This window comes from Stenotrophomonas sp. SAU14A_NAIMI4_5 (genome assembly GCF_003086795.1).
GTDB lineage: Bacteria > Pseudomonadota > Gammaproteobacteria > Xanthomonadales > Xanthomonadaceae > Stenotrophomonas.
On the sequence record NZ_CP026003.1, the window covers coordinates 2,604,601 to 2,627,713 of the forward strand.

Annotated in this window: 22 protein-coding genes; 7 read left to right on the plus strand and 15 right to left on the minus strand. The window is 68.4% G+C overall.

Annotated elements, in window-relative coordinates:
• The first annotated feature begins 67 nt into the window (after window positions 1-67).
• A complete protein-coding gene (locus C1925_RS12155) occupies window positions 68-997 on the plus strand; it encodes a LysR family transcriptional regulator (RefSeq protein ID WP_108769112.1) in 930 nt (309 codons plus the stop codon).
• A 115-nt stretch (window positions 998-1,112) separates the two neighbouring features.
• Here the strand turns inward: C1925_RS12155 and C1925_RS12160 are convergent, their stop codons facing one another.
• Both C1925_RS12160 and C1925_RS12165 read right to left on the minus strand, forming a co-directional pair.
• Window positions 1,113-2,570, minus strand: coding sequence for an amidohydrolase family protein (locus C1925_RS12160; RefSeq protein ID WP_108769113.1), 1,458 nt, complete (start codon window positions 2,568-2,570; stop codon window positions 1,113-1,115).
• Window positions 2,571-2,622: 52 nt separating this feature from the next.
• Window positions 2,623-3,321, minus strand: coding sequence for an ankyrin repeat domain-containing protein (locus C1925_RS12165; RefSeq protein WP_108769114.1), 699 nt, complete (start codon window positions 3,319-3,321; stop codon window positions 2,623-2,625).
• A 93-nt stretch (window positions 3,322-3,414) separates the two neighbouring features.
• Here C1925_RS12165 and C1925_RS12170 point away from each other — a divergent pair, with 93 nt between their 5' ends.
• Window positions 3,415-4,296 carry a LysR substrate-binding domain-containing protein gene (locus C1925_RS12170; RefSeq protein WP_108769115.1) on the plus strand — a complete coding sequence of 294 codons (882 nt, stop codon included), beginning with the start codon at window positions 3,415-3,417 and terminating at the stop codon, window positions 4,294-4,296.
• Between the two features lie 588 nt (window positions 4,297-4,884).
• Here the strand turns inward: C1925_RS12170 and C1925_RS12180 are convergent.
• Entirely contained in the window at window positions 4,885-6,045 is a 1,161-nt protein-coding gene (locus tag C1925_RS12180) for an amidohydrolase family protein (RefSeq protein WP_108769117.1), read from the minus strand.
• A 185-nt stretch (window positions 6,046-6,230) separates the two neighbouring features.
• Between C1925_RS12180 and C1925_RS12185 the strand changes: the two genes are divergently transcribed.
• Entirely contained in the window at window positions 6,231-6,872 is a 642-nt protein-coding gene (locus C1925_RS12185) for a hypothetical protein (protein WP_108769118.1), read from the plus strand.
• 33 nt (window positions 6,873-6,905) lie between these two features.
• On the opposite strand, the gene C1925_RS20985 is transcribed toward C1925_RS12185, so the two are convergent.
• Window positions 6,906-7,553, minus strand: coding sequence for a hypothetical protein (locus C1925_RS20985; RefSeq protein WP_159097521.1), 648 nt, complete (start codon window positions 7,551-7,553; stop codon window positions 6,906-6,908).
• Window positions 7,554-7,754: 201 nt separating this feature from the next.
• On the opposite strand from C1925_RS20985, the gene C1925_RS12200 reads away from it, so the two are divergent.
• The gene (locus C1925_RS12200; protein WP_108769121.1) at window positions 7,755-8,366 is read left to right on the plus strand and encodes a GNAT family protein; all 612 of its coding nucleotides are present in this window, start codon (window positions 7,755-7,757) and stop codon (window positions 8,364-8,366) included.
• On the opposite strand, the gene C1925_RS12205 is transcribed toward C1925_RS12200, so the two are convergent.
• Together C1925_RS12205 and C1925_RS12210 are read right to left on the minus strand one after the other, a co-directional pair.
• A complete protein-coding gene (locus C1925_RS12205) occupies window positions 8,363-9,142 on the minus strand; it encodes a CDP-diacylglycerol diphosphatase (RefSeq protein WP_108769122.1) in 780 nt (259 codons plus the stop codon). The two genes, C1925_RS12200 and C1925_RS12205, sit on opposite strands and share 4 nt — an antisense overlap.
• Window positions 9,143-9,215: 73 nt before the next feature.
• On the minus strand, window positions 9,216-9,887 hold the full coding sequence (locus C1925_RS12210) for a decarboxylase (RefSeq protein WP_108769123.1): 672 nt from the start codon (window positions 9,885-9,887) through the stop codon (window positions 9,216-9,218).
• A gap of 167 nt (window positions 9,888-10,054) precedes the next feature.
• Between C1925_RS12210 and C1925_RS12215 the strand changes: the two genes are divergently transcribed.
• Window positions 10,055-10,351 (plus strand): I78 family peptidase inhibitor, encoded by a 297-nt coding sequence (locus tag C1925_RS12215; protein ID WP_108769124.1) that lies wholly within the window; start codon window positions 10,055-10,057, stop codon window positions 10,349-10,351.
• A gap of 77 nt (window positions 10,352-10,428) precedes the next feature.
• Here the strand turns inward: C1925_RS12215 and C1925_RS12220 are convergent, their stop codons facing one another.
• The 6 genes from C1925_RS12220 to C1925_RS12245 form a co-directional block, all read right to left on the minus strand.
• Window positions 10,429-11,313 (minus strand): hypothetical protein, encoded by an 885-nt coding sequence (locus C1925_RS12220; RefSeq protein WP_108770703.1) that lies wholly within the window; start codon window positions 11,311-11,313, stop codon window positions 10,429-10,431.
• 46 nt (window positions 11,314-11,359) lie between these two features.
• The gene (dld, locus tag C1925_RS12225; RefSeq protein WP_108769125.1) at window positions 11,360-13,066 is read right to left on the minus strand and encodes a D-lactate dehydrogenase; all 1,707 of its coding nucleotides are present in this window, start codon (window positions 13,064-13,066) and stop codon (window positions 11,360-11,362) included.
• A complete protein-coding gene (lldD, locus tag C1925_RS12230; protein WP_108769126.1) occupies window positions 13,063-14,202 on the minus strand; it encodes an FMN-dependent L-lactate dehydrogenase LldD in 1,140 nt (379 codons plus the stop codon). The genes dld and lldD overlap by 4 nt, the downstream gene beginning before the upstream one ends.
• 18 nt (window positions 14,203-14,220) lie before the next feature.
• A complete protein-coding gene (gene lldR / locus C1925_RS12235) occupies window positions 14,221-14,985 on the minus strand; it encodes a transcriptional regulator LldR (protein WP_108770704.1) in 765 nt (254 codons plus the stop codon).
• Between the two features lie 223 nt (window positions 14,986-15,208).
• A complete protein-coding gene (locus tag C1925_RS12240) occupies window positions 15,209-15,658 on the minus strand; it encodes an MgtC/SapB family protein (protein ID WP_108765423.1) in 450 nt (149 codons plus the stop codon).
• A 159-nt stretch (window positions 15,659-15,817) separates the two neighbouring features.
• Window positions 15,818-16,576 carry an SDR family NAD(P)-dependent oxidoreductase gene (locus tag C1925_RS12245; RefSeq protein ID WP_108769127.1) on the minus strand — a complete coding sequence of 253 codons (759 nt, stop codon included), beginning with the start codon at window positions 16,574-16,576 and terminating at the stop codon, window positions 15,818-15,820.
• A gap of 189 nt (window positions 16,577-16,765) precedes the next feature.
• Here C1925_RS12245 and C1925_RS12250 point away from each other — a divergent pair, with 189 nt between their 5' ends.
• Both C1925_RS12250 and C1925_RS12255 read left to right on the plus strand, forming a co-directional pair.
• Window positions 16,766-17,857 carry an alkene reductase gene (locus tag C1925_RS12250; protein ID WP_108769128.1) on the plus strand — a complete coding sequence of 364 codons (1,092 nt, stop codon included), beginning with the start codon at window positions 16,766-16,768 and terminating at the stop codon, window positions 17,855-17,857.
• A 98-nt stretch (window positions 17,858-17,955) separates the two neighbouring features.
• Window positions 17,956-18,912, plus strand: a complete 957-nt coding sequence (locus tag C1925_RS12255; protein WP_108769129.1) for an AraC family transcriptional regulator — start codon at window positions 17,956-17,958, stop codon at window positions 18,910-18,912.
• A 300-nt stretch (window positions 18,913-19,212) separates the two neighbouring features.
• Here the strand turns inward: C1925_RS12255 and C1925_RS12260 are convergent, their stop codons facing one another.
• The 3 genes from C1925_RS12260 to C1925_RS12270 all read right to left on the minus strand — a co-directional run bounded on the left by C1925_RS12260 (window position 19,213) and on the right by C1925_RS12270 (window position 23,084).
• Complete coding sequence (locus tag C1925_RS12260; RefSeq protein WP_108769130.1) at window positions 19,213-21,123, minus strand: CocE/NonD family hydrolase; 1,911 nt, start codon at window positions 21,121-21,123, stop codon at window positions 19,213-19,215.
• Between the two features lie 216 nt (window positions 21,124-21,339).
• A complete protein-coding gene (locus C1925_RS12265; RefSeq protein ID WP_108769131.1) occupies window positions 21,340-21,726 on the minus strand; it encodes a DUF4440 domain-containing protein in 387 nt (128 codons plus the stop codon).
• Complete coding sequence (locus tag C1925_RS12270; protein WP_108769132.1) at window positions 21,726-23,084, minus strand: MFS transporter; 1,359 nt, start codon at window positions 23,082-23,084, stop codon at window positions 21,726-21,728. Before C1925_RS12270 ends, C1925_RS12265 begins: the two co-directional genes overlap by 1 nt.
• Window positions 23,085-23,113 lie beyond the last annotated feature (29 nt).

A 23,113-nucleotide genomic window follows, 5' to 3' on the forward strand; every position in this document is an offset into this window, starting at 1 on the left:
ATAGCCTGAAGATATTCGCCACACGTCTGTAGTAGGCTCAGCCACATATCATTCATACGCACAGCGCATGACCGACCTGCCCACTGGCGCCGACCGCCTCGACCTGCTGCGCACCTTCCTGCGCATCGTCGATGCCGGCAGCCTTTCCGCCGCCGCCACCCAGCTCGGCACCACACAGCCCACGGTCAGCCGGCGGCTGCAGGCGCTGGAGCGACAGCTGGGCCTGCGCCTGCTGCAGCGCTCCACCCACGGCCTGCAGCTGACCGAGGACGGCCAGCGCTGCCAGCGCCACGCGCAGCGGGTCATCGATGAGTGGGAGTCACTGCAGGCCGAGCTGCATGGCGAGGCGCAGGTGCTGCGCGGGCGTCTGCGGGTGATGGTGCCGCACGCGTTCGGCCAGGCGCAGCTGCTGCCGACCATGCTGGATTTCCTGGCACGGCACCCGCAGCTGAGCCTGGAATGGATCCTCGAGGACCATCGCCCGGATTTCGTTGCCGAGGGCATCGACTGCGCCGTGCGCGTCGGCCCGGTGGACGAGCCGCGCATGGTCGCCCTGCCGCTGGCCGAGGTGCCGCGCATCGTGGTGGCCTCGCCCACCCTGGCCGATCCGGCGCGCGTGCGCACGCCCGAGCAGGCGCAGGCACTGCCCTGGATCGCGCTGGCCACCTATTACCGCGAGCGCCTGCTGCTGCACGATGCGCAGGGGCGCGCGCACACGCTGTCGATCGCCCCGCGCCTGCTCACCGACAACCTGTTCGTGGTGCAGCGTGCCGCCGTGGCCGGTCTGGGCGCGGCGATGGTCTCGGCGTGGCTGGTGGCCGACGATCTCGCCGAAGGCCGTCTGGTGCAGCTGCTACCGCAGTGGCAGGCGCCACCGCTGCCGGTGCACCTGGTGTTCCCCGCCGCGCGCCAGCAGCCGCTGCGGCTGCGCGCGTTCATCGATGCGATGAAGGAAGCACTGCCGCAGCTGCATGGGATGCGACCGGCGGTGCGCTGAACCGCTGGAAGGGTCAGAGCCCTTTGCGCAGCAAAGGGATCCGACCCTGGGCTGGAGGGTCAGTGTCCGGGGTCGGATCCCTTTCCACCGGAAAGGGCTCTGACCCCACAGCCGGTCACTTCGCCTTGGCCGCCTCGGCATTCCACGCCGCCACCTTGGCCTTGGTGTCGGCCAGCATCTTGTCCAGCGCCGCACGGTCATACACAGTGCCGCGCAGAATCACGCTGTCGATCTTCTCGGTCGCGGCGATGTCCTGCAGCGGGTTGGCGGTCAGCAGCACCAGGTCGGCCGCCTTGCCGCTGGCGACGCCACCGTAGCGATCCATCTGGCCGAACCATGCCGGGCCGGAACGCGTGGCCGCCGACAGCGCCTGCGGCGCGCTCAGGCCTTCCTTCACGAACAGCTGCAGTTCCTGGTGCAAGGCAATGCCCGGGAAGTTGTACGAATTGAGGAAGCCGGCATCGGTGCCGGCGATGATCGTCACCCCCGCTTCCTGCAGCATCGGCAGCACCGAGGCCACCTGGTGGTACTGCGCATGGCGCGCTTCGATCTGCGCCGGGGTCGCCTTGGCCGCGCGATCCACGCGCCACTGGTAGGTCGCACGCAGGCCCGGGCCGATGTAGGCCAGGTACGGATCGTTGGCGTGGTCATCCTGGTCGAGGAAATCGAGGATGCGGCCGCCATTGAGGGTCGGGGTGACGAACACGCCGCGCCTGGCGAAGTCGCGGTAGGCGTGCATCGCCGTATCGTGGTCGAAGCTGGCATCCAGGCGGCGGTTGGCCTCGGCGCGGTCGATGCGACCGGCACCGAAATCGGCGGCGATCTGCGCTTCATCCTTGCTGCCGGCCTTGAACGCGTAGTCCAGATGCTCGATCGAGGCGAGGCCCGCATCGACTGCCTGTTCGACGGTCAGCGCCATCGGGATATGGCCCGAGGCCTTGAAACCGGCCTTGCGCGCGGCGCTGGCCGAATACAGGAACAGCTCCGGCTTCAGCGTGCTGTCGGTGATCTTCGCGAAATCGACCTTGTCGTGCTGCAGGCGGGTGATCGCCTTGTCGACGTCAGCCTCGCTGCCCACTTCGATGGTGCCCTTCCAGACCGGCTTGATGCCTTCGATCTTGGCGCCCGAGCTGAGCAGGCGCGGCCCGAACAGCGTGCCGTTGGCGATCTCGCCGCGCCACTGCAGCACCTGCTCCGGCAGGTCGCCCGAGCAGTCGCGCACGGTGGTGATGCCATGGGCGATGTACAGCGGCAGCAGCGCCTTGTTCTCTTCGATGAGGGCCGGGCCGCCGCCGAAGTGCACGTGCATGTCCCACAGGCCCGGGATCAGGTACTTGCCCTTGGCATCGATCTGGCGGCTGGCGCTCCACTGGCTGCGCAGCTGCGCATCGGGGCCGACGGCGACGATGTCGTCGCCCCGGATCACCACGCTCTGCCCCGGCAGGCTGCGCGCGTGTTCGACATCGACCACGGTGGCGTTGCGGATCAGCAGGTCGGCGCGCTCGGCAGCGGAGGCCGACAACGGTGCGACGGCAAGGAGGATCGCAAGGGACAACGGACGGGACTGGAACATGGACGGCATCCTGGTGGGCGCGCGTAACGCGCAGGGTGGAAGGGGTCGGGGTTCAGCGCTGGGCGCCGGCCTGGCGCAGCAGGGTTTCAATGGGGGTGTAGCCACGCTGGCGTGCGTGCATCAGCGGCGTCACGCCATCGCCATCAGCCAGTTCGGGATTGGCGCCGGCGTCGAGCAGCAGCTGCACGATCTGCACATGGCGCGGGCCACCATCGCCGAGCAGGATCGCTTCCAGCAGTGCGGTCCAGTGCAGGCGGTTGACATGGTCCACCGCCACGCCCGCGCGCAGCAGCGTGCGCACGGTGGCCACATGGCCGCGTTCGGCGGCGGGAATCAGGGCGATGCCGCCGTAGCGGTTGGTGCTGCGCAGATCGGCACCGTGGGCCAGGGTCAGCGCGAGAATGTCATCCAGGCCGCGCGCGCCGGCATACAGGTAAGCGCTGTCCTGCATCGCATCCTTGGCGTTGACGTCGGCACCGGCTTCGATCAGTTCGCGTGCGGCATCGACGTGGTTGCCGTGGGTCGCCAGCAGCAGTGCGGTGCGGCCCTCACCATCGCGCGATTCCAGATCGGCATCGTCTTCCAGCGCCGCACGCACGGCGGCGGCATCGCCTCGCGCGGCAGCATCGCGCAGGCGCGCATCGGCCGTGCCGGCCGTGGCCGAACAGCCAGGTAGTACCATCGCCAACAGGCACAGCGGCAACAGGCGACCCAGCGGGCCGGGCAAACGAGGGCGACGAGCGATGCGCATCTGCAGTTCTCCGGTGCAGCGGGGCGCCGTGCTTGCCGCCCCCTGCCTTGCATGGTAGAAGTCGCCACGTGCATCCAGAAGTGAAATGTTCAAATGCAAGACAGTGCCAAATCGAATAGAACGCTGTTCGAACTGGACCTGCTGCGTGCGCTGGTGATGGTGGCCGACTGCGGCAGTTTCACCACCGCGGCCACCCGCCTGCATTCCACCCAGTCCACGGTCAGCCAGAAGGTGCGGCGGCTGGAGGAGCTGGCCGGGCACCGCCTGCTCGAACGCGGCCACCGCGACGTGCACCCCACCGATGCCGGGCACACGCTGCTGGGTTACGCCCGGCGCATGCTCGACCTGAACGAGGAAATGGCCCAGGCCCTGGCCGGCGCCACGGTGGAGACCGCGGTGCGCATCGGCGTGCCGGAGGACTTCGTCAACGCGCAGACCACGCGGATGCTGGCCGCGTTCAGCCGCCGCCACCCGCAGGTGAAGCTGGAAATCAGCAGCGGTCTGAGTCGGGACCTGGCCCATGGCTTCGACCATGGCGAACTGGACCTGGTGCTGGTCAAGCAGCGCCGCAACACGCGCCAGGCGGTGCACTGCCGGCGCGAGCCGATGCACTGGATCGACAGCCAGCGCAGCAGCAGCCTGCAGCTGGATCCGCTGCCGCTGGTGACGTTCCCGCCGCGCGGCCTGTACCGCGACGAGATGATCCAGGCGGTGGAGGCACTCGGCCTGCGCTGGCGCATCGCGTTCACCAGTTCGTCGCTGAGCGGCATTCAGGGGGCGGTGGCCGATGGCATCGGCATCAGCCTGCTGCCGCGTCGCGCGGTGAGCCGCGAGCACCGCGTGATCGATGGTGAGCGTGGCCTGCCGGTGGTGGAGAACTATGAGATCGGGCTGCTGCATCGGCCGGATGCGGATGGTGCGGTGCGCGCGCTCGCCGCCGAGCTCTGGCGGCAGGTCCAGCGCGAGGCGGAGTAGTGTTCGGCAGGGCTGCGCCCTGCACCTGCGGTAGTGCCGGCCGCTGGCCGGCAACTTCAAAAGCAGAAGCCGGCTTTCCGTGGGTTGGCGGGGTGGGTCCGGTTGAGGGGGGCACTGCAAGTACGTCCATGTAAGCTCGGTCGCCGCATCCATGCGGCTCACGCCCCCTCAACCGGACCCACCCCGCCTTCGACAGTTTCCCGCGATCTGTCGGAACGGCACGGGGTCGGATCCCATTGCTCCGCAACGGGCTCTGACCCCAAATGAATTTCGATATCTGATGGAAAAATCGTTAGGAATTGGCACAGTAGAGCCACGCCATGCGTGGATGAAATCTGTCATATATCGATATCCGACCCCGTGCCGACCAACGGTCGGCACCCACCAACAGCACACGGAAACTGTCAGAGGCGGGGCGGTGTGGGTGGGCAGGACCGTTGGCGCCATGGATGGCGCCATCGAGACCCCATGGATGGGTTTACGGCGTGTCCTGACCACCCACACCGCCCTGCCATCCCACGGAATGCAGGCTTTTGAAGTTAGCTGTTGACGTTGTCTCTGCAGGTGCAGGGCTGCAAGCCCTGCCGACTACACCCACTGCCCCTGGACAACCACGCGCCGTTCGACCGGCACACCCGCCACCGCCGCGGGACCGTGATCCGCCCGCACCGCCACGAACGTCGCTGGCAACCCCTCGCCCATCCCGTAGTCCGGCAACCCGATCACCGCCGCCGCATGCGTGGTCACCATCTCCAGCGCCAGCATCAGGTCGGCATCCGTGTAAAACCCCGAACGGTAGCCCAGCAGCATCGCCCGCTGCAGCAGATCGCCATTGCCGTAGGGCCACCAGCAGTCTCGGATGTTGTCGTTGCCTGCGAACACCCGCACCCCGGCATCGTGCAGCGCCCGCAGCGGCGGGAACGGGTGATCGCCCGGCGCGTTGCTCATGATCGACACGCCGGCCGCCGCCAAGGCCTCGCCCACCTGCAGGGCGCGCGCCAACGGCACCTCGCCTAGCGCGTAGGCGTGGCTGACCGCCACCCTGCCCTGCAGCCCGGCCGCTCGCGTACGCGCGGCGATGCGCAGCAGCTGGGCCAGGCCGGTTTCACCCGGTTCGTGCAGATGGATGTCCAGGCGCACCCCGTAGCGCTCGGCCAGGCCGAACAGCAGGGCCAGCTGCCCCTCGGCATCGCCATCCAGCGTGGTCGGGTCGATGCCACCCAGCACCTCCACGCCCTCGGCCAGGGCCTGCTCCAGCACCGCGGCCGTGCCCGCGCAGGACATCACCCCCGCCTGCGGGAACGCCACCAGCTGGATCTGCATGATGTCGGCGCAGCGCTGCGCAGCCTCGCGCACAGCCAGCAGATGGCGCAGGCCGGTGCTGGCGTCGATATCGACGTGGCAGCGCATCGCCACGGTACCGAAGCGGCTGCACTGGCGGATCAGCGCCTCGGCGCGGTCCACCATCGGCGCGGCGTCGGCCACCGCGGCCTTTTCCACCGCCAGGCGCTCGCGCAGGCTGGCCACCGGCTGGTGCGGATGCCAGCGGTCGCCGACGAAACTCTTGTCCAGATGGATGTGCCCATCCACCAGGCCCGGCAGCAGGGTGAACCCCTGCAGGTCGATGACCTCGGCACCTTCGGCCGGGCCCGTTGTGCGGTTGAAACCCTCAAAACGCCCGTCGCGGATGTGGAAATGCACCGGCGCACCCTCGCGGTCGACGCCGCCCTGGATGAACTGCAGGGTCATGGGGGAACTCCCGGAAAGCCAGACAAGGCCCCATCGTGCGCCCCGCCCGGCCCATCGGCCAACGAAATATCTGCATGCCTCGTATTTGGCAACGCGATGAATGCCCGACGAGTCGCGACGCTTTCGGCACGCCGGGGACACGCCTGAACGGGTAACATGGGCGCCTGTTTCCGCTGTGATGCCGCATGGGCCCGTCCGACCGCCACGATCGTCTCCGCCGCTGGCAGGCCGCATCCCTGCTGGCCGCTGCCCCGATCGCCAGCCTGTCCGCCGCCGATGCCGGTGCCACCGCGCCGCTGCAGGCGCCGCCCGGACAGCAGCGCATCGCGCCCGCCGCCCTGGTCGAGCAGCTGCACCAGCGCGTGCTGGCCGGCCCCAGTGCAACCGGTACGCTGGAAAGCTGGTGCGCCGAGCATGGCCTGGCCGAACAGGCCCGCGTGCGCGCCGTGCGCGTGCATGGCCAGGACAAGGCGGCACCGGCCGACGTACTCAAGGCGCTCGGCGCGGGTGCCGATACGCCGCTGCGCTACCGTCGCGTGCAGCTGGTCTGCGGCAGCCGCGTGCTCTCCGAAGCCGACAACTGGTACCTGCCGGGCCGCCTCAGCGCGGCGATGAACCAGGTGCTGGACAGCAGCGACGAACCCTTCGGCCGCGTGGTCGGCCCCCTCGGCTTCCAGCGCCAGACCCTTGCCGACCAGACCTTCTGGCCACCGCGCGGCGATGGCGACCATGGCGTCATCCTGGAAGTGCGTGCCCTGCTGCGCGACCGCCAGCAACAGGCCTTCAGCTACGTCATCGAGTCGTACAGCGTGCAGGCGCTGCCCTGACGGCGAGCGAGCGGTAGTCGAGCAGGCTCGACGCTACTGGCTGATGCCGTTGGCAGTGGGATCGATCGAGAACACGAAACGCCCCGAGGACTGTCCGTTTCCCAGCGGATACTCGGCCGTCATCAACGCGTAGTGCGGTGCGCCGCGGTCCTTGCCGAACAGGCCAACCCAGTCACGGAATCCACCTTGGCTGCGGCTGCGCACCTCGCCCATGCACAGGGTATAGCCACACGTCAGCGAGGCCAGCGCCACGTCCTCGCCCAGCGCACGGGTCGCCGCGGCCTGGTACAACCGGGTCAGATCCTGCGCATCCGGACTCAGCGACGCATCCGCTTCGAACTGCTGCAGGGCTGCTTTGAAGCTTCTGCTGGAAAGAAGGACGGCCTCGGCCTGGTCGCCCGACAATTCGCCGCCGTTCAGCAGTTGCGACTCCCCTGCGAGATAGGCCGCATTCGATGGCATGGCGTGTTGTGCCGACGGCATGGCTGCGGCGGCACGTGGACGCGCAGGCACAGACACAGGCGCAGGCGCATCATCCGGAGTCGCGGCGTGACCGGTCGCCTGCGCTTGCGATGCGGCCGCCTTGACGGGGGCCTGCGCGATCTCATTGCGCGCAGTTCCGGTTTCGCCCGGGTGGCAACCCGGCAACACGCCCAGCACCATCCCGGCGATCAACAGCATCCTTGCATCCATCCGTGCACTCCGTGTGTGGAAAGGCCACAGCATCGACCGTTCGCACACGTTGCGCCATCTGCATCGCACAAACAAGCGTCTTGCAACCGCGCCTTCATCCCTGAACGGCCCCGGACCATCGCGCAGTATGCTCCTCACTTTGCAACAAATTTCATGGGCATCGCCCCGCGCAGACGGGATCGTGGCCGGATGTGCATCGAACCGAACCCCACCTCCCCTCCTGCCCTGCACCCGGTACTGCGCCGCCACCTGCTGCTGCTGGGCCATGGTTCCATCAACCTGCGCTCACTGCAGCGCACCGACCTGCCTGGCTGGCGCACGCTGTGCGGGCAGCGCCGCACCCGCTGCAACGTGAACTGCCGCAGCGAGGCCGAGGTGCAGCTGTTCATCGGCATCCAGCGCTCGCGCCTGCAGGAGGACAATGACCGCCTGCTGCTGGGTGTGTTCGACCAGCCCAGCCATACCCTGATCGACCAGCTGACCGTGCGGCTGCAGTCCGCGCGCGATCGCAGCGCCGAGCTGCAGCGCTTCTGCCAGGCCGACTGGACCGATGCGCAGCGCTTCGCCGACACGCTGCAGGCACTGTGCCCGTTCCTGTTCGAACAGGTCGGACTGCACCGCGTCTATGTGATGCTCCCGCCCGACAACAGCGCCGGGCTTGCAGACGTGCTGCGCGCCGCCGGCTTCGAGAACGAAGGCCTGCTGCGCGACCATCACCTGGGCCCTGACGGCTGGGAAGACCGCAGCCTGCATGCGCTGACGGCGCCGACCTGGCGCCGCCAGCACCCCGCGCGGGGCTAGCGCACCCGCTCCAGCGCGGAACCGGCGCCGGTCAGCACGCTGCAGGCGTGGTCCTGCAGCTCCTCGGCACTGGCGTCGTTGCCGGTGGCGGTGTCGAGCCGGGTCGCCAGCAGCACGAACCCGGGGGCGCCGTGCGCATCGCGGTGACCGGCCACCAGCAGGCTCCAGTTGCCGACGTCGGCCGGGCCACTCAGGTCGAAGGCCAGCAGGTTCAGCGGGTTGGCGGTCAGCTCCGCGCCCGGCAGCACGCGCGCCTGGTACGGGTGGCCACGCAGCGGCACCGGCAGCGGCGCCCACTGCTGCCCCAGCGCCGCACGCTGTGCGTCCAGCGCCTGCACCACGTCGGCACGCAGGCAGTCCACGTGGATGTGCAGCTGGTGCTGCGAGCGACCATGCGGCGAGTTCAACGCCAGGCTGGCCACTTCGCGCGGCAGCGGCTGGCCAAGCGCCTGCTGGGTGTGCGAGCGCGCCTGCCATGCAGCGGCAAAGTAGTTCGGCACGCCCCTGCGGTACAGGCCGGGGCTTTCAATGCCGCTGACCTTGTCCAGCGGCATCAGCAGGAACTGGTAATCCCCATGCGAATCCTTGACCAGTACGTCGCGGCGGTCGGCGCCGGGCTGCACCTGCAGGCAGGCACCTCGCGGGCCATCAGCCCCTTCGCAGTCGCGTTCGATCAGGCGCCACAGCGCATCGGAATGGGCCGGCGGCGGCGGCGGCGCGCTGGCACAAGCAGCCAGCGTGGTCAGGGACAACAGCAGCAGGGGACGCAGGGACACGGTGGAAACTCAGGTAAACAGGCGCAGCGAACATTGTAGGGTCGAGCGTGCTCGACTGCCCGCATCGACCGGCTCAGTACGTCCCGAACGGCACTTCCACGACCTTCGCCGGGCCTTGGCCCGGGGCCTGCAGGGTGTAGCGGTCCAGCGCACCATCGTCATCGGCAAAGGGCTGGCGCTGGAACTGCAGCCGGTACTGCACCTCACCCAGGCGCACCGTGGTCGCCTCGGAGTCCACCGCGGCCGCTTCCGGCAGCAGCAGGCCACCCAGATCGCTGTAGGCACCGGCAACATCGGCGAAGGTGTAATCGGCCAGCTCATCCACCCGCTGCATCGCATACACATGCGGCACATAGGGGCGGGACGGGCTGCGCACGTTGCCGAGGTCATCCACCCCGGCCTGAGCGAGGTGGTACTGCTCGCGCAGCGCGGCCACGCCCAGCGACGGGCTGGCCACCTGCAGGCAGCACACCGCGCGGTGGCCTTCGCGATCAAGGATGACGAAGCGGTCGCCACGGGTCGCTTCCTGCGGCAGCATGCCGAACGCCAGGTTGCGCTGCGCCGGCTCATGGCCGGCCTCGGTCTGCAGGTTGCGCCAGCCACCGAACACGGGGGCAGCATCGGCGGTTGCAGCCGCCACTGCCGGATCAATGGCCGCGGCGTTGACTGTCGCGGCCGCCAGCAGCAACGGCAGCAACGCCATCGAGGTCAGCCAGCCCTGTCCGTGCGCTTCGCCTGACGTCATACCCTGTTCCGCACCTGCGCCGGAATGGCCCGACCTGCCCGTCGGCGCGATGCCGTACGTTCGCGCACTATGCATCGGCGGTCGGCCAGCGGCAATGATCCGATCGCTGCCGGGGCCGCGCCAGACAGTGCTATGGTGCGGCCATTCCCCTGCAATGGAGCGCCCGCATGACTGCCCACCGCCTGTTCCTGCTGCTTCCTGCCACTGCACTGCTGCTGTCGGCATGCGTCAGCACGCCCGGCCCGCAGGTCAAGGGCAGCGGCCGCTGCGATGCCAGCCAGCTCGGCTGGGCCGTCGGCCAGCCGGGCAACGAAGAGAACATGCGCCGCCTGTCCCGTGAAAGCGGCGCCGGCCTGGTCAACCCGATCGGACCGACCACCATCACCACCAAGGACATCCGCCCGGACCGCCTGCGCGTGTACGTGGACAAGAACAACGTCATCACCGCCGCACGCTGCGAATAACCCGACAGTAGAGCCGAGCCCGCGCTCGGCTGCTCTCGCCTTCTGTAGAGCCGAGCCATGCTCGGCTGCTACCGCGCTCAGGGCTCGGTATAGCCCGCGCAGTCCGGCAGCGCCTGGTCCGGCTGGTAAGCACCATCACTGAAGCCGAACGTACGCACATACGTGCACGCCGGGTCCTGCTCGGTGCGCAGGTCCTTCTTGGTCAGCGGGCCCTTGGCCAGCGAATCCTCGTTGCGTGACACACCGGCCGGGAAGCGCGTGGCCACGGTCTGGTAGCGCAGCACCGGCATCGCCGTGGCGGTGGAATCCAGCGAGAGCCTGGCCGAGAACCCGTAACTGTCATGGCAGGCGCCAGCGCGCTGCTTCATGTCCTGCTCGCTGAAGCAGGCACGGATCTCCGCATGTCCCGCCCAGGCCACACCGAGCACGTCATTGTCGACCTGGATGCCGTCATCCAGGTGCCGCACCCGTGCCAGCTGCAGGCGCGACGCATCGGCACCGCCGCCGGAATACATGTTGCTGACCTTGCTGATGCCGCCGACCAGCACGTTCTGTCGTGCCCGCTGCTGCGGATCGGCCACGGCCTGGTCGGCACCCACGCCCGGTGCCAGGCGCACGATCCATGGCCACAGTGACAGCTCACCTTCAGACGGCACATCCATCGTCACGTGCCAGGACTGCGGCTGGCCCGTGCCCTGTGCACGTTCGGTCACCACCAGCGTGTTGGACACCTCACCTTCGGTGTCGCTGGGCTGCAGGGCCACGCACCAGGCACGATCGGCCGTGCAGTTCTGCAGGCGGTCACCGCCATCCTCGCCGGGCAACAGCACCTGCCCCAGCGGCTCCATCACGTTGCCTGCCGCATCGCGCTGCTGCGGCAGGATCGATCCCTGCGCAGATGCCAGTACTGGCGTCGACAGCAGCAGTGCAAGCCACGCGGCTCGGGAAATCGTCGTGTGCATCATCATTCCAGCGCGTCAGCGCATCCATGCGGAAGGCCGATGATAGTCAATGCCCGCTGCAATCGCAGCTGCCCCAGCCCGCCACCTTGGATGTGTGGCCGATACCGGGATTGAACGTGTTGCTCGGATCCAGCTGCCGATAGAATCCGGCCAGCGCCGGCTTGGCCGGGTACAGGTGGCCGACGTTGTGTTCGGCCGGGTACTCGGCGCCACGCTTGTCCAGCAGCGCCCACATCGCATGTTCGATGGCCATCGGGTCTTCGCCTTTGCGCGCGATGTAATCCTGGTGGAACACATGGCAGAGGAAGTGCCCGTAGTACAGTTTGTGCAGCAGGCGCCCATCGATATCGGGGGGCAGCGTCTCGAACCAGTCCGCATCGTCGCGGCGCAGGGCGATGTCCAGCGCCACGATGTCCTGCACCTTCGCGCGATGGACTTCGCGGTAGCGCACCGCCGCACCGGCCACGGCGAAACGATGCAGGAACGCCTTGCGTCCCTCCTCGGCGCTGCAGCGGAAGAAACCGCCCTCATGGTTGGCAAAGCACTCGCGCAGCCAGCGCTCGGTCTCCGCAGCATCCTGCGCCGACACCTTCAGCAGCAGGTGATGCTCATACCGCTGGCGGAACTCGCCCATGCGCGGCGGCAGGTGCGACGGCAGCAGGCCGACCAGCGCCTGCATCACCCGGTCGGTCACCCCGCGCAGACCCAGCCGCTCGAACCAGCCATCGACGCGGCTCTTCAGCGCGAACGCGGCCGGCACGCGCGCCGTGCCGAGGCGATCGATCAGCAGGAAGGTGTCCTTGCCGTAGCGCTCGCCGATGTCGTACGCATCGCGGTGGATGTACTCCCCGGCGATCGGCAGGCGTTCGAAGCCGGTCAGCAGCTGGCGGCGGATGGTGGTGAGCGTGGCCGTGCGGTTGCTGCCGATGTAGAACACCTCGGCGGCTTCCTTCTCGAACGTATCCAGGCGCACGGCGAACACCGCCAGTTTGCCCGCCGAACCGGACGCCTCGTAATGACGGCTGGGGTCGGCGTTGAAGCGTGCCGGCGTATCCGCATCGACACGTCGCACATCCTCGGCATAGCGCGCATCGGAGGCAGCGCGGCCATCGCCATCGCCGACATCGGCGGGGCTGTAGTCGCCCGCCTGCAGACGCTGCAGGATCTGCTCGGGCGTCTCGCCGAGGGCAATGCCAAGGTGGTTGACCAGCTGCAGCTGGCCCTGCGCATCGACCTGCGCGAACAGTGCCAACTCGGTATAGGCCGGGCCACGGCGCACCAGTGAACCGCCGGAGTTGTTGCAGATGCCGCCCAGCACCGAGGCACCGATGCACGACGAGCCGATCACCGAATGCGGCTCGCGCCCCAGCGGTGCCAGCGTCTGTTCCAGACGATCCAGCGTCGCGCCGGGCAGGCACAGCACCTGGCGGCCCTCGTTCAACAGCTGGATGCCGGTCAGGCGCAGCGTGCTGACCAGTACCATCGGCCGCCCGTAGTCATCGCCATCGGGAGTCGAACCACCGGTCAGGCCGGTGTTGGCCGCCTGCAGGATGATCGCCGCCCCACCCTGCACCGCCGCCTGCAGCACCCGCCAGAGTTCCAGCAGCGTGCCTGGGCGCGCCACGGCCAGCACCGGGCCTTCGCCAAACCGATAGCCGCGACGGAAACGACGGGTCGCCTTGTCACCGGTCAGCACATAGCGGCTGCCGACGGCGGCACGCAGCTGCGCCAGCACGCTCGCGTGGTCGCTCATGGCAGGCTGACCAGCGAGTCGCGGCCGATGTCGGCGATGCGGCGCGCACCGGTCAGCGTCATCGCCACCCGCATTTCCTTGGCGACCAGATCCAGCAGGTTGGCCACGCCCGCTTCACCCTGTGCGGCCAGTGCATAGACGAAGGCGCGGCCCAGCAGCACGGTATCGGCACCCAGCGCCAGCATGCGCACCACGTCCAGGCCATTGCGGATGCCCGAATCGGCGAGGATCTTCAGGTCGCCCTGCACCGCATCGGCGATGGCCGGCAGTGCGCGTGCGGTGGACAGCACGCCATCCAGCTGGCGGCCACCGTGGTTGGAGACTACGATGCCGTCGGCACCGAACTTCACTGCATCGCGCGCGTCGTCCGGATCGAGGATGCCCTTGATGACCATCGGCCCCTTCCAGAACTCGCGGATCCATTCCAGGTCCTTCCACGAGATCGAAGGATCGAAGTTGCTGCCCAGCCAGCCGATGTAGTCCGCCAGCCCGGTCGGATTGCCGCGGTAAGCGGAGATGTTGCCGAGGTCGTGCGGGCGCCCGAGCAGACCCACGTCCCACGCCCAGCGCGGGTGGGTGAAGGCCTGGCCGACGCGGCGCAGCGAGGCATTGGGACCGCTCATGCCCGAGTGCGCGTCACGATAGCGCGCGCCGGGCACCGGCATGTCCACGGTAAACACCAGGGTGGTCACGCCGGCCGCCTGCGCGCGTTCCAGCGCGTTGCGCATGAAACCGCGGTCGCGCAGCACGTACAGCTGGAACCACATCGGCCGCTGGATGGCCGGCGCCACTTCCTCGATCGGGCACACCGACACGGTCGACAGGGTGAACGGAATGCCACGGCTGTCCGCCGCACGCGCGGCCTGCACCTCGCCACGCCGGGCGTACATGCCGGTCAGGCCGACCGGCGCCAGCGCTACCGGCATCGCCAGCGTCTCGCCGAACAGCTCGGTTTCCAGGCTGAGGTCGGACATGTTGCGCAGGATGCGCTGGCGCAGCCCAATGTCGGACAGGTCGGAAACGTTGCGCTTCAGCGTGTGCTCGGCATATGCGCCACCATCGATGTAGTGGAACAGGAACGGCGGCAGTCGACGCTCGGCGGCGGCACGGTAATCGGTGGAAGCGGAAATGATCATGGGGTCAACCGGAAGTCATCAGCCATGCGGGGAAGGGAGACGCGAGGCCCGCGCACGCCGGGCTTCGTTGTCATCGAGCGTGCGCAGCGTGGTGTGCACGAACTCAAGGTGGGCATGGGCAGCGGCGCGCGCGCGTTCGGGATCGCCGGCCAGCACCGCATCCATCATCTCGCGATGCTGGTCGGACAGCGGCGAGAAGGTTGCTGCCGAGGTGTAGAGCTTCTCGCGGCTCTGCGAGATGTTGGTCTGCAGCAGCTCGAACAGGCCGCGCATCACCTGCAGCAGCACCAGGTTGTGCGAGGCCTCGGCGATGGACAGATGGAAGGCCGCATCGGCTGCGGCCTCGCCGGCCGGGTCATCCTTGCCGTGCGCGTCCATCATGGTCTGGAAGGCGCGGGTGATGCGCGCGCGGTCCTCGTCGGTGGCACGCAGCGCGGCGTGCCACGCCGTGGCACCTTCCAGCGCGTGGCGGATCTCCAGCACATCGAAACGGTATTCCGGATCGCCCTGGAACACCGGCAGGTAGGGCACCAGGGGTTCCTGCAGCGCCTGCCGGGCGAGTGCCGCCGGGTCGGCCACGTAGGTGCCGCCGCCGACGCGCGCGGTCAGCAGCCCCTGGCTGGCCAGCTGCGCGATGGCCTCGCGCAACGCGGTGCGCGAGACGCCCAGCTCCAGCGCCAGAGTGCGCTCGGCCGGCAGCCGGTCGCCGGGCTGCAGCTGTTGTTCCTGCACCAGCAGGCGCAGCTGTGCAGCGACCTTGTCAGAGACGCGCGGCGAGGTCATGGCGTCCACCGCGCGGTGGACGAAACTTGGTATGACCATTCGTGGCAAAGGATGCGCTGGCGATTCAAGGCAGGCAATCAAAGCAGGCGAAGAGCCCATTTAATCACAGGTTTCGCGCCGACATTGGTCCGACCATTTTGCCGCAATTGGGGTCAGAGCCCCTGCGGGGATCCGACCCCGGGGTCGGATCCCCGCAGGGGCTCTGACCCCACCCCCACTCCCCTCAGAGTTTTTTCTCCACCCGCCGGATCACCGCCAGCACCAGCACGCACAGCACGCTCACCCCGATGGCGATCACGTACTTGCCGATGCCCACGGCAATGCCGATGGCCGCAGCCATCACCAGCGAACTCGCCGTGGTCAATCCGCTGACCTGGTCCTCGCGGTTGCCGCGCAGGATGGTGCCGGCGGCCACGAAACCAACGCAGGCCACCACTGCCTCGATCAGGCGCACCGGATCGACCTGCAGCAGGTCGCGGTAGCGCTCCTGCTGGAAATGTTCGGCCACCGAATCACCGAGGCCGACGATCAGCGCCGCCGCCCCGGCAATCAGCATATGCGTGCGCAGGCCCGCGGCGTGCTTGCCCATCTCACGTTCGACGCCCAGCACGCCGCCGAACAGCATCGCCGCGGCCACGCGCAGCAGGATCGATACATCCTGGGTGAGTTCCATCGGCGGACTCCGGGAGTTTCCCCGGAGCGTCGCGCGAGGGCCGTGGCACCACGGTGAAGGTGCCACCACGGCCGGTTCACCCGGCAGCGCCCGGCGATGCCCGGGGTCGGATCCCCGCAGGGGCTCTGACCCCAGCCATCCGTTCCCCTCAGCAGCGCATCACTGCGCCAGGTAGCCACCGTCGATCGCGTAATAGGTGCCGGTCGCGAACGAGGCATCATCACTGGCCAGCCAGGCCACCAGCGCCGCCACTTCCTCCGGCGTACCCAGGCGCTTGAGCGCATGGCGCCCTTCCAGCGTCGCGCGCACCTTGGCATCCATCTTTTCCAGCAGCGGCGTGGCGATGAAGCCCGGGCCGACTGCGTTGATGCGGATGCCATCGCCGGCATGTTCCCACGCGGCGGTCTGGGTCAGGCCCACCACGCCATGCTTGGCTGCCACGTAGGCGGTCGAACCGGCATAGCCCACCTGGCCCAGGATCGAGGCCATGTTGATGATGCTGCCGCCCTTGCCCGCCGCGCGCATCGCCTGGATCTGCGCACGCTGGCACAGGAACACGCTGGTCAGGTTCACATCGACCACGCGCTTCCAGCCATCGACCGGATAATCGCCACTGCTTGCGGCCGGGCCGCCGATGCCGGCGTTGTTCACCGCCACGTCGATGCCACCCAGCTCCTTCACCGTGCGCTGTACCGCTGCCTCCACCGCCGCCTCATCGGTCACGTCCAATGCGATGCCGATGACCTGCACGCCCTTCGCCTTCAGGCTCTGGACGGTGGCATCCACCGCGTCCTGTTTCAGGTCCCACACCGAGAGGCTGGCACCGGATGCAGCAAGCAGTTCCGCCACGGCCAGGCCGATGCCGGACACACCGCCGGTCACGATCGCGGTCTTGCCCTTGAGCTGGTAGTCGATCATCTGTGTTCTCCACGTGTTGGTCATCGATGCGGAGCGCGTCCGCCTGTTGATGACGTTACGCCCGCGCGTGTTACGGAGGTGCCATCTGCAGCGACATTCGACGTCCATTGCCTGCAACGAACCTTCCCATCGCTGCAACGCATTCGCACCTATGATCCAAGCCACACCTCTCCCCCAGTGGAACCTTCGATGAGCCCTGCCGCCGATCTGCTGTTCACGCCCACCCACCTTGGCCACATCGCCGTGGCCAACCGCATCGCCATGGCGCCGCTGACGCGCAACCGTGCCCTGCCCGACCGCGTGCCCTCGCCGCTGGCGATCACCTACTACCAGCAGCGCGCCAGCGCCGGCCTGATCATTGCCGAGGCGACGCAGATCAGCCCGCTCGGCCAGGGCTACCTGGACACCCCGGGCATCTACAGCGACGCACAGGTGGCTGGATGGAAGCCGGTGACCGATGCGGTGCACGCCGCCGGTGGCCGCATCGTGCTGCAGCTCTGGCACGTCGGCCGCATCTCCCACACCAGCCTGCTGCCGGAGGGCGAAGTGCCGGTGGCACCGAGCGCGATCCGCGCCAATGGCAAGACTTTCACCGCCAACGGTTTCGAGGATGTATCCGCGCCGCGCGCGTTGGCCATCGAGGAGATCCCGGCGCTGATCGAGGACTACCGCACCGCTGCACGCAACGCGATCGCCGCCGGCTTCGACGGCGTGGAAGTGCACGCCGCCAATGGCTACCTGATCGACCAGTTCCTGCGCGATGGCAGCAATCACCGCAGTGATGCCTACGGTGGCAGCATCGAGAACCGCACGCGCCTGCTGTTTGAAGTGGTCAGCGCGGTGGCCGAAGCCATCGGCCCGGCCCGCACCGGCGTGCGCCTGTCGCCGGTCACGCCGGTCAACGATGCGCACGACAGCAATCCGCAGCCGCTGTTCGACCGCGCGGTGGAGCGCCTGGACACGATCGAGGGCCTGGCCTTCATCCATGTCATCGAAGGTGCCACCGGCGGTGACCGTGACAACCTCGCCTTCGACTACGCCGGCCTGCGTGCGCGCTTCCGTGGTCCCTGGATTGCCAACAACGGCTACGACGCCGTGCGTGCCGAGCAGGCCGTAGCCAGCGGCTACGCCGACATGGTCGCGTTCGGGCGGCCCTTCATTGCCAACCCCGATCTGGTGGCGCGCCTGCGCAGTGGCGCCGCACTGGCCGACCTCGACCCCAGCACCCTCTATGGCGGCGGCGAACACGGCTACACCGACTACCCCGCACTGGGTGCGTAATCCATTGTCACCGGCCCGTCGCTGCGGCGGCGGGCCCGCGCTAGAATGTTCCTGCGAGCCGACGCCAGCACTCTCCTCCCCAGCTGAGCGGCCTCGCAATGTCCCGATATTTCACCTTTGCCGATTACCGTCGCTTCGGCGATCGGCACGGCTATGACTACCGCGCCGACCCGCGCGACCTGCGCGACGACCAATGGGTCGGTCGCGGCGAAATGCACGAACAGACCCTGCGCGGCGGCCTCAGCCTGATCGCCACCGATGTGTGCAACCGCGTGGGCTATACGGCCACTGCCGAGCAGCGGCCGGGCCTGTCGATCCGGATGATGCTTGATGGCCAGGTCGACGTGCAGGTGCCGCAGCGTGAGGCCTTCAGCCTGCGCGCCGGCACCGCGATGACCAGCCATCACCGTGAACCGGTCGAGATGCGCGGCGTGCATCCGGGCAGCGTGCGCCTGCGTGGCGTGAGCCTGCGCATTCCTGCGGAGTTCGATGTGGACCTGCTGCAACAACCCGCGCTGCAGCAGGCACTGCAGGGCAGCGAGGGCGGCTGCCGCCACTGGGCCATTCCGCACACACTGGTGCCGGCGTTGTCGCAGCTGTTCGACAGCCCGTGGCAGGGCGATCTGGATGCACTGTGGCGCGAGGGCCTGGCCCTGCAGATCCTGGCGGTCGGCCTGCAGGCCGATGACCTGCACGGGGCGACCACCCGTACGCTGCGTGCCGGGCAGCATGCGCGGCTGGAACGCGTGCGCGATTTCCTGCGCGAAGACCCCAGCCATGAGCACAGCCTGGTCGAACTGGCGCAGATCGCCTGCATGAGCCCCAGTTCGCTGCGCCGTCATTTCGTGCAGCAGTACGGCTGTTCGGTATTCGATTACCTGCACGAACAACGCATGCACCACGCCGAACAGGGCCTGCGCGAACGCGGCTGGAGCGTCGAACAGGCGGCGGCCGCTACCGGCTACCGCCACCCCAGCAACTTCGCTGCGGCGTTCCGCAAGCGCTTCGGCCTGGTACCCAGCCGCTGGCGCACCGGGCCCTCGAAGGTGGGGTGAGCTGCGCTCTGGTGGGTTGGCCTCCGTTCTGGTGGGTGTCGACCGTTCTGGTGGGTTGGTCTCCGCTCCGGTGGGTGTCGACCGTTGGTCGACACGCTTTTGCATGGCTCGCCGGGCATTGCCCGGCGCTACCAACATCGCTTAATCCCCGCTTTGGTGGGTGTCGACCGTTGGTCGACACGCTCTCACGCGATCCCCGCTCTGGTGGGTGTCGACCGTTGGTCGACACGCTCTCGCATGGCATGCCGGCCAGCGGCCGGCACTACCACCGCCGGGCATGGCCCGGCGCGTCCACCAGCCTCAATACACCGGCAGATCGATGTAACTGGCCTGCGCGGCGCTGTGCCACACCCGCTGCGTGGCCTTCTGGTAATCCCCCGGCTTGGCCAGGTAGATGTTCGGCACGTAGGTCTGTGGGTTGCGGTCGTACAGCGGGAACAGGCTGGACTGCACCTGCACCATCACCCGGTGCCCCTTCTGGAACACATGGTTGGCATTGGGCAGGTCGAAGCGGTACGGCTGCACCTGGTTGGCCACCAGCGCCTTGGGCTCGCTGAAGCTCTCGCGGTAACGGCCGCGGAAGATCGCCAGCGACACCGGCAGCTCATAGCCGCCCATTTCCGGCGACGAGGCATCCTGGTCCGGGTAGACGTCGATCAGCTTCACCACCCAGTCGCTGTCGGTGCCGCTGGTCGATGCCTGCAGGTGCACCGCCGGCGCGCCACCAATGCGCAGCGGCTCGCTCAGCGGCTCGGTGATGAAGGTCAGCACGTCAGGGCGACCATCGACGAAGCGCTGGTCCTTCACCAGCCAGGTGGTCCACATGTCACGATCGCCGAAGCGCACCGGGCGCGGCACGAACGGCACCGGCTTGGCCGGGTCGGACACGTATTCCTCGAAGTCGCCCTCGCCCGCCGCCGGCGCCTGGAAGGCCAGCTTGCCACCGGCACGCAGGTACAGCGGCTTGCTGGCTGCGGTGCAGTCCTTCTGGCAGCTGCGCGGCCAGCCCTGCAGGCGGTCCCAATGGTTTTCCCCAGTGTTGTAGATCAGCACCGGCGGCGTGTCGGCCTTCGGGGCACCGTCCACCAGGTACTGGTCGAAGAACGGCTTGAGCACGTCGCGGCGGAACTGCAGCGCGGTATCGCCGTCGAACTTCAGCGCGCCCAGCGAGTCACCGGTGTAGTTCACCTGGCTGTGCCGCCACGGGCCCATCACCAGGTAGTTGAGGCTGTTGCCGGTGTCGCGCCCTTCCATCGCCTGGTAGGCATGGTTGGCGCCCCACATGTCCTCCTGGTCCCACAGGCCCTGCAGCCACATGGTCGGCACCTTCAGCGGCGTCTTCGCCATCACCGCGTCCAGCGCCTGGCCCTGCCAGAAGGCATCGTAGGCCGGGTGCTGCACCAGCTTCTTCCACCAGGTCAGCTGGTCCACGCCGGTGAAGCGTGCGTAATCGCCAGCGGAACCGATGCGCAGGAAGGTGCTGTAGTCGTCGTAGCCGAGGCTGGGCAGCGGCGTGCCCTTGCCGCGCTTCTCGGTCTGCATCGCGAAGTAGTTGAAGTTGACCTGGCGGAACGCGCCGTAGTTGAGCCAGTCGTCACCCATCCAGCCATCGACCATCGGGCTTTCCGGTGCGGCAACCTTCAGCGCCGGATGCGGGTCGGTCAAGGCCATAACCACCGTGAAACCCTCATACGACGAGCCCAGCATGCCGACCTTGCCGTTGGTCTCCGGCACGTGTTTGACCAGCCAGTCGATGGTGTCCCACGCATCGGTGGAATGATCGACCTTGGTGTTGTTCAGCGGACCGCGCAGCGGCCGGGTCATCACGTAATCGCCTTCGGAACCGTACTTGCCGCGGATGTCCTGGAACACGCGGATGTAGCCGCCATCGACGAACACTTCATCGCCCTGCGGCAGCATGTCACGCATGCGCGGCGAATCGATGCGGCTGGCGCGGCCGGCCGCGTCGTAGGGCGTGCGGGTCAGCAGGATCGGCGCGTTGTGCGCGCCCTTGGGCACCACGATGACGGTGTACAGCTTGGTGCCATCGCGCATCGGCACCATCACCACGCGCTTGTCGTAGTCACGGCCGACATCGGGGGCCACGAAAGGCTTGCCGCTGATGTCCGGGGTCATCGGCGGGGTATCGGCGGCCAGCACGGTGCTGGACAGGCCAAGGGCGATCGCTACAGCAACGGCACGCACACGCATGGAAACCCCTCCCGACAGGAAAGTCCCAAGCCTACTCCTGCCCTGTCCGGTGAAGTGTGTGCAGGCTTTGCGTTCTGCGCTCTTTGGGGGCAGGACTGATGGCACATGTGCAGTGGCCTCGCAGCGTCCGCCGGGCATGGCCCGGCGCTACCGACCCGCGGCCCTCGATCCGACCCGCGGCCCCGAGGTAGCGCCGGGCCATGCCCGGCGGATCCGTCAACCCGATTGAACCTCATGCAGCGCCAGCCAGCGCCAACGCCCCTGCTCCTGCCGCAGCACCGCCAGCGACTCGCGCCATGCGACCGCCCCATCGCCCACTGCATGCCCCTCGCGATAGCGCAGCACTGCCAGCGGTGACGGTGCTTCAATCGCCTGCACGGCGTCGATGGCGATGCGCAGGCCAGGGCGCGCACCATGCCCACCCACGAACAAGGCCTGCACCGCCTGCCGATCCAGCCGCCGCCCGGCGATGCCGACCATGCTGAAGTCCGCGCAGAAATGCGTCATCAGATCGTCGAGTGCTTCGGCGCCGACTTCGGCGCGGAACCAGGCCTGCAGCTTGTCGTGCAGTTCGTGGATTTCATGTTCGGCAGTGCGGTGCATCAGGCATTCTCCGGTTGCGCAAGTGTCAGGGGCTGCGCGCGGCGCAACAGCGCCATCGGCAGCAGGGTAAGGAAAGCGGCCAGGCCCAGCGCCAGACCGGTGGCCCGCGCCGGCAGCCACTGCATGGCCAGGGCCAGCAGCAGCGCGATGGCGGCGGTGCCAAGACAGAAGCTGAGCTGGCGGTTGAGATTCCACAGCGCGCTGGCATCACCCAGCGCCTCGGCCTCCACACCGTGGAAGGCCAGCGTCTGCGCGGTGCTGCTGCACAGGCTGCCGCCCGCCCCCATCAGCGCGAACAGCAGCGCCGCCAGCGCGAACGAAGGCTGCGGCAGCAGGGCCATCAGCAGCAGACCCGACGCCTGCAACAACATCCCGCCACGCAGCACCGCGCCCGGCCCGAAACGCGCCAGCAGGCGACGGCTGCCGGTGATGGCCAGCGCCGAGGCCAGCGCCCACGGCAGCATCAACGCACCGATGCGTGCAGCGCTGAAACCGGCCTGGTGCAGCTGCAACGTGCTCGCCAGCTGGCTTCCGATGAACACGCCCGGCACGGCCAGATAGACCAGCATCGCCAGCCGCAGCCCGCGATGGGACAGCAGCGACCAGCGCAGCAGCGGCTGTGCCTGCCTGCGCGCGTGGCGCAGGTGGGCGGTCGCCAGCACCAGCGCCAGCAGCAACAGCACCGCGCCGGCAATCCGGTGGCCGGGTTCACCCAGCCAGGTCAGCGCCAGCAGCAGCACGCCCAGCGCGCTCATCGCCGTGGCCAGCGCATAGGCCTGCAGGCGGGGCGCGGTGCGTTCACCATCGGCCGGCATCCACGCCAGCACCAGACCCATCGCCGCCAGTGCCAGCGGCAGGCTGGCCCACAGCACGCCGCGCCAGGACAGCCACTGCACCAGCAGCCCACCCAGCGCCGGTGCCAGCGCCGGTACCAGCAGGGCCACCAGCAGGATGCGGCGGGTCAGCGCCCCGCGCTGGTCAGGGCTGCACTGCCGGTAGGCCGCAGCCTGCGCGACCGGGATCAGCAGGCCACCGGCCAGGCCCTGCAGCAGCCGCCAGCCCAGCAGCCAGCCTATGCCCGGCGCCGCACCGGCCAAGGCCGCCGCCAGCGCGAACAGCAGCAGCGCCACCAGCAGCAGGCGGCGCTCGCCACAGCGCGCGGCCAGCCACGGCGCCAGTGGAATCACCATGCTCAGGCCCAGCATGTAGGCCGTGCCGACCCAGGCCAGCACGCCGACATCGGCATGCAGCTCGGCCGCCAGCGCCGGGTAGGCCACCGTGGCGATGAACATGTTGACCAGGTCCAGGGCGAACACCAGCAGGAATATCGCCTCATGGCGCAGGCGGGGGGACGGCATGGGCGGCGCTCCAGCGGGGAAGCAGGCAG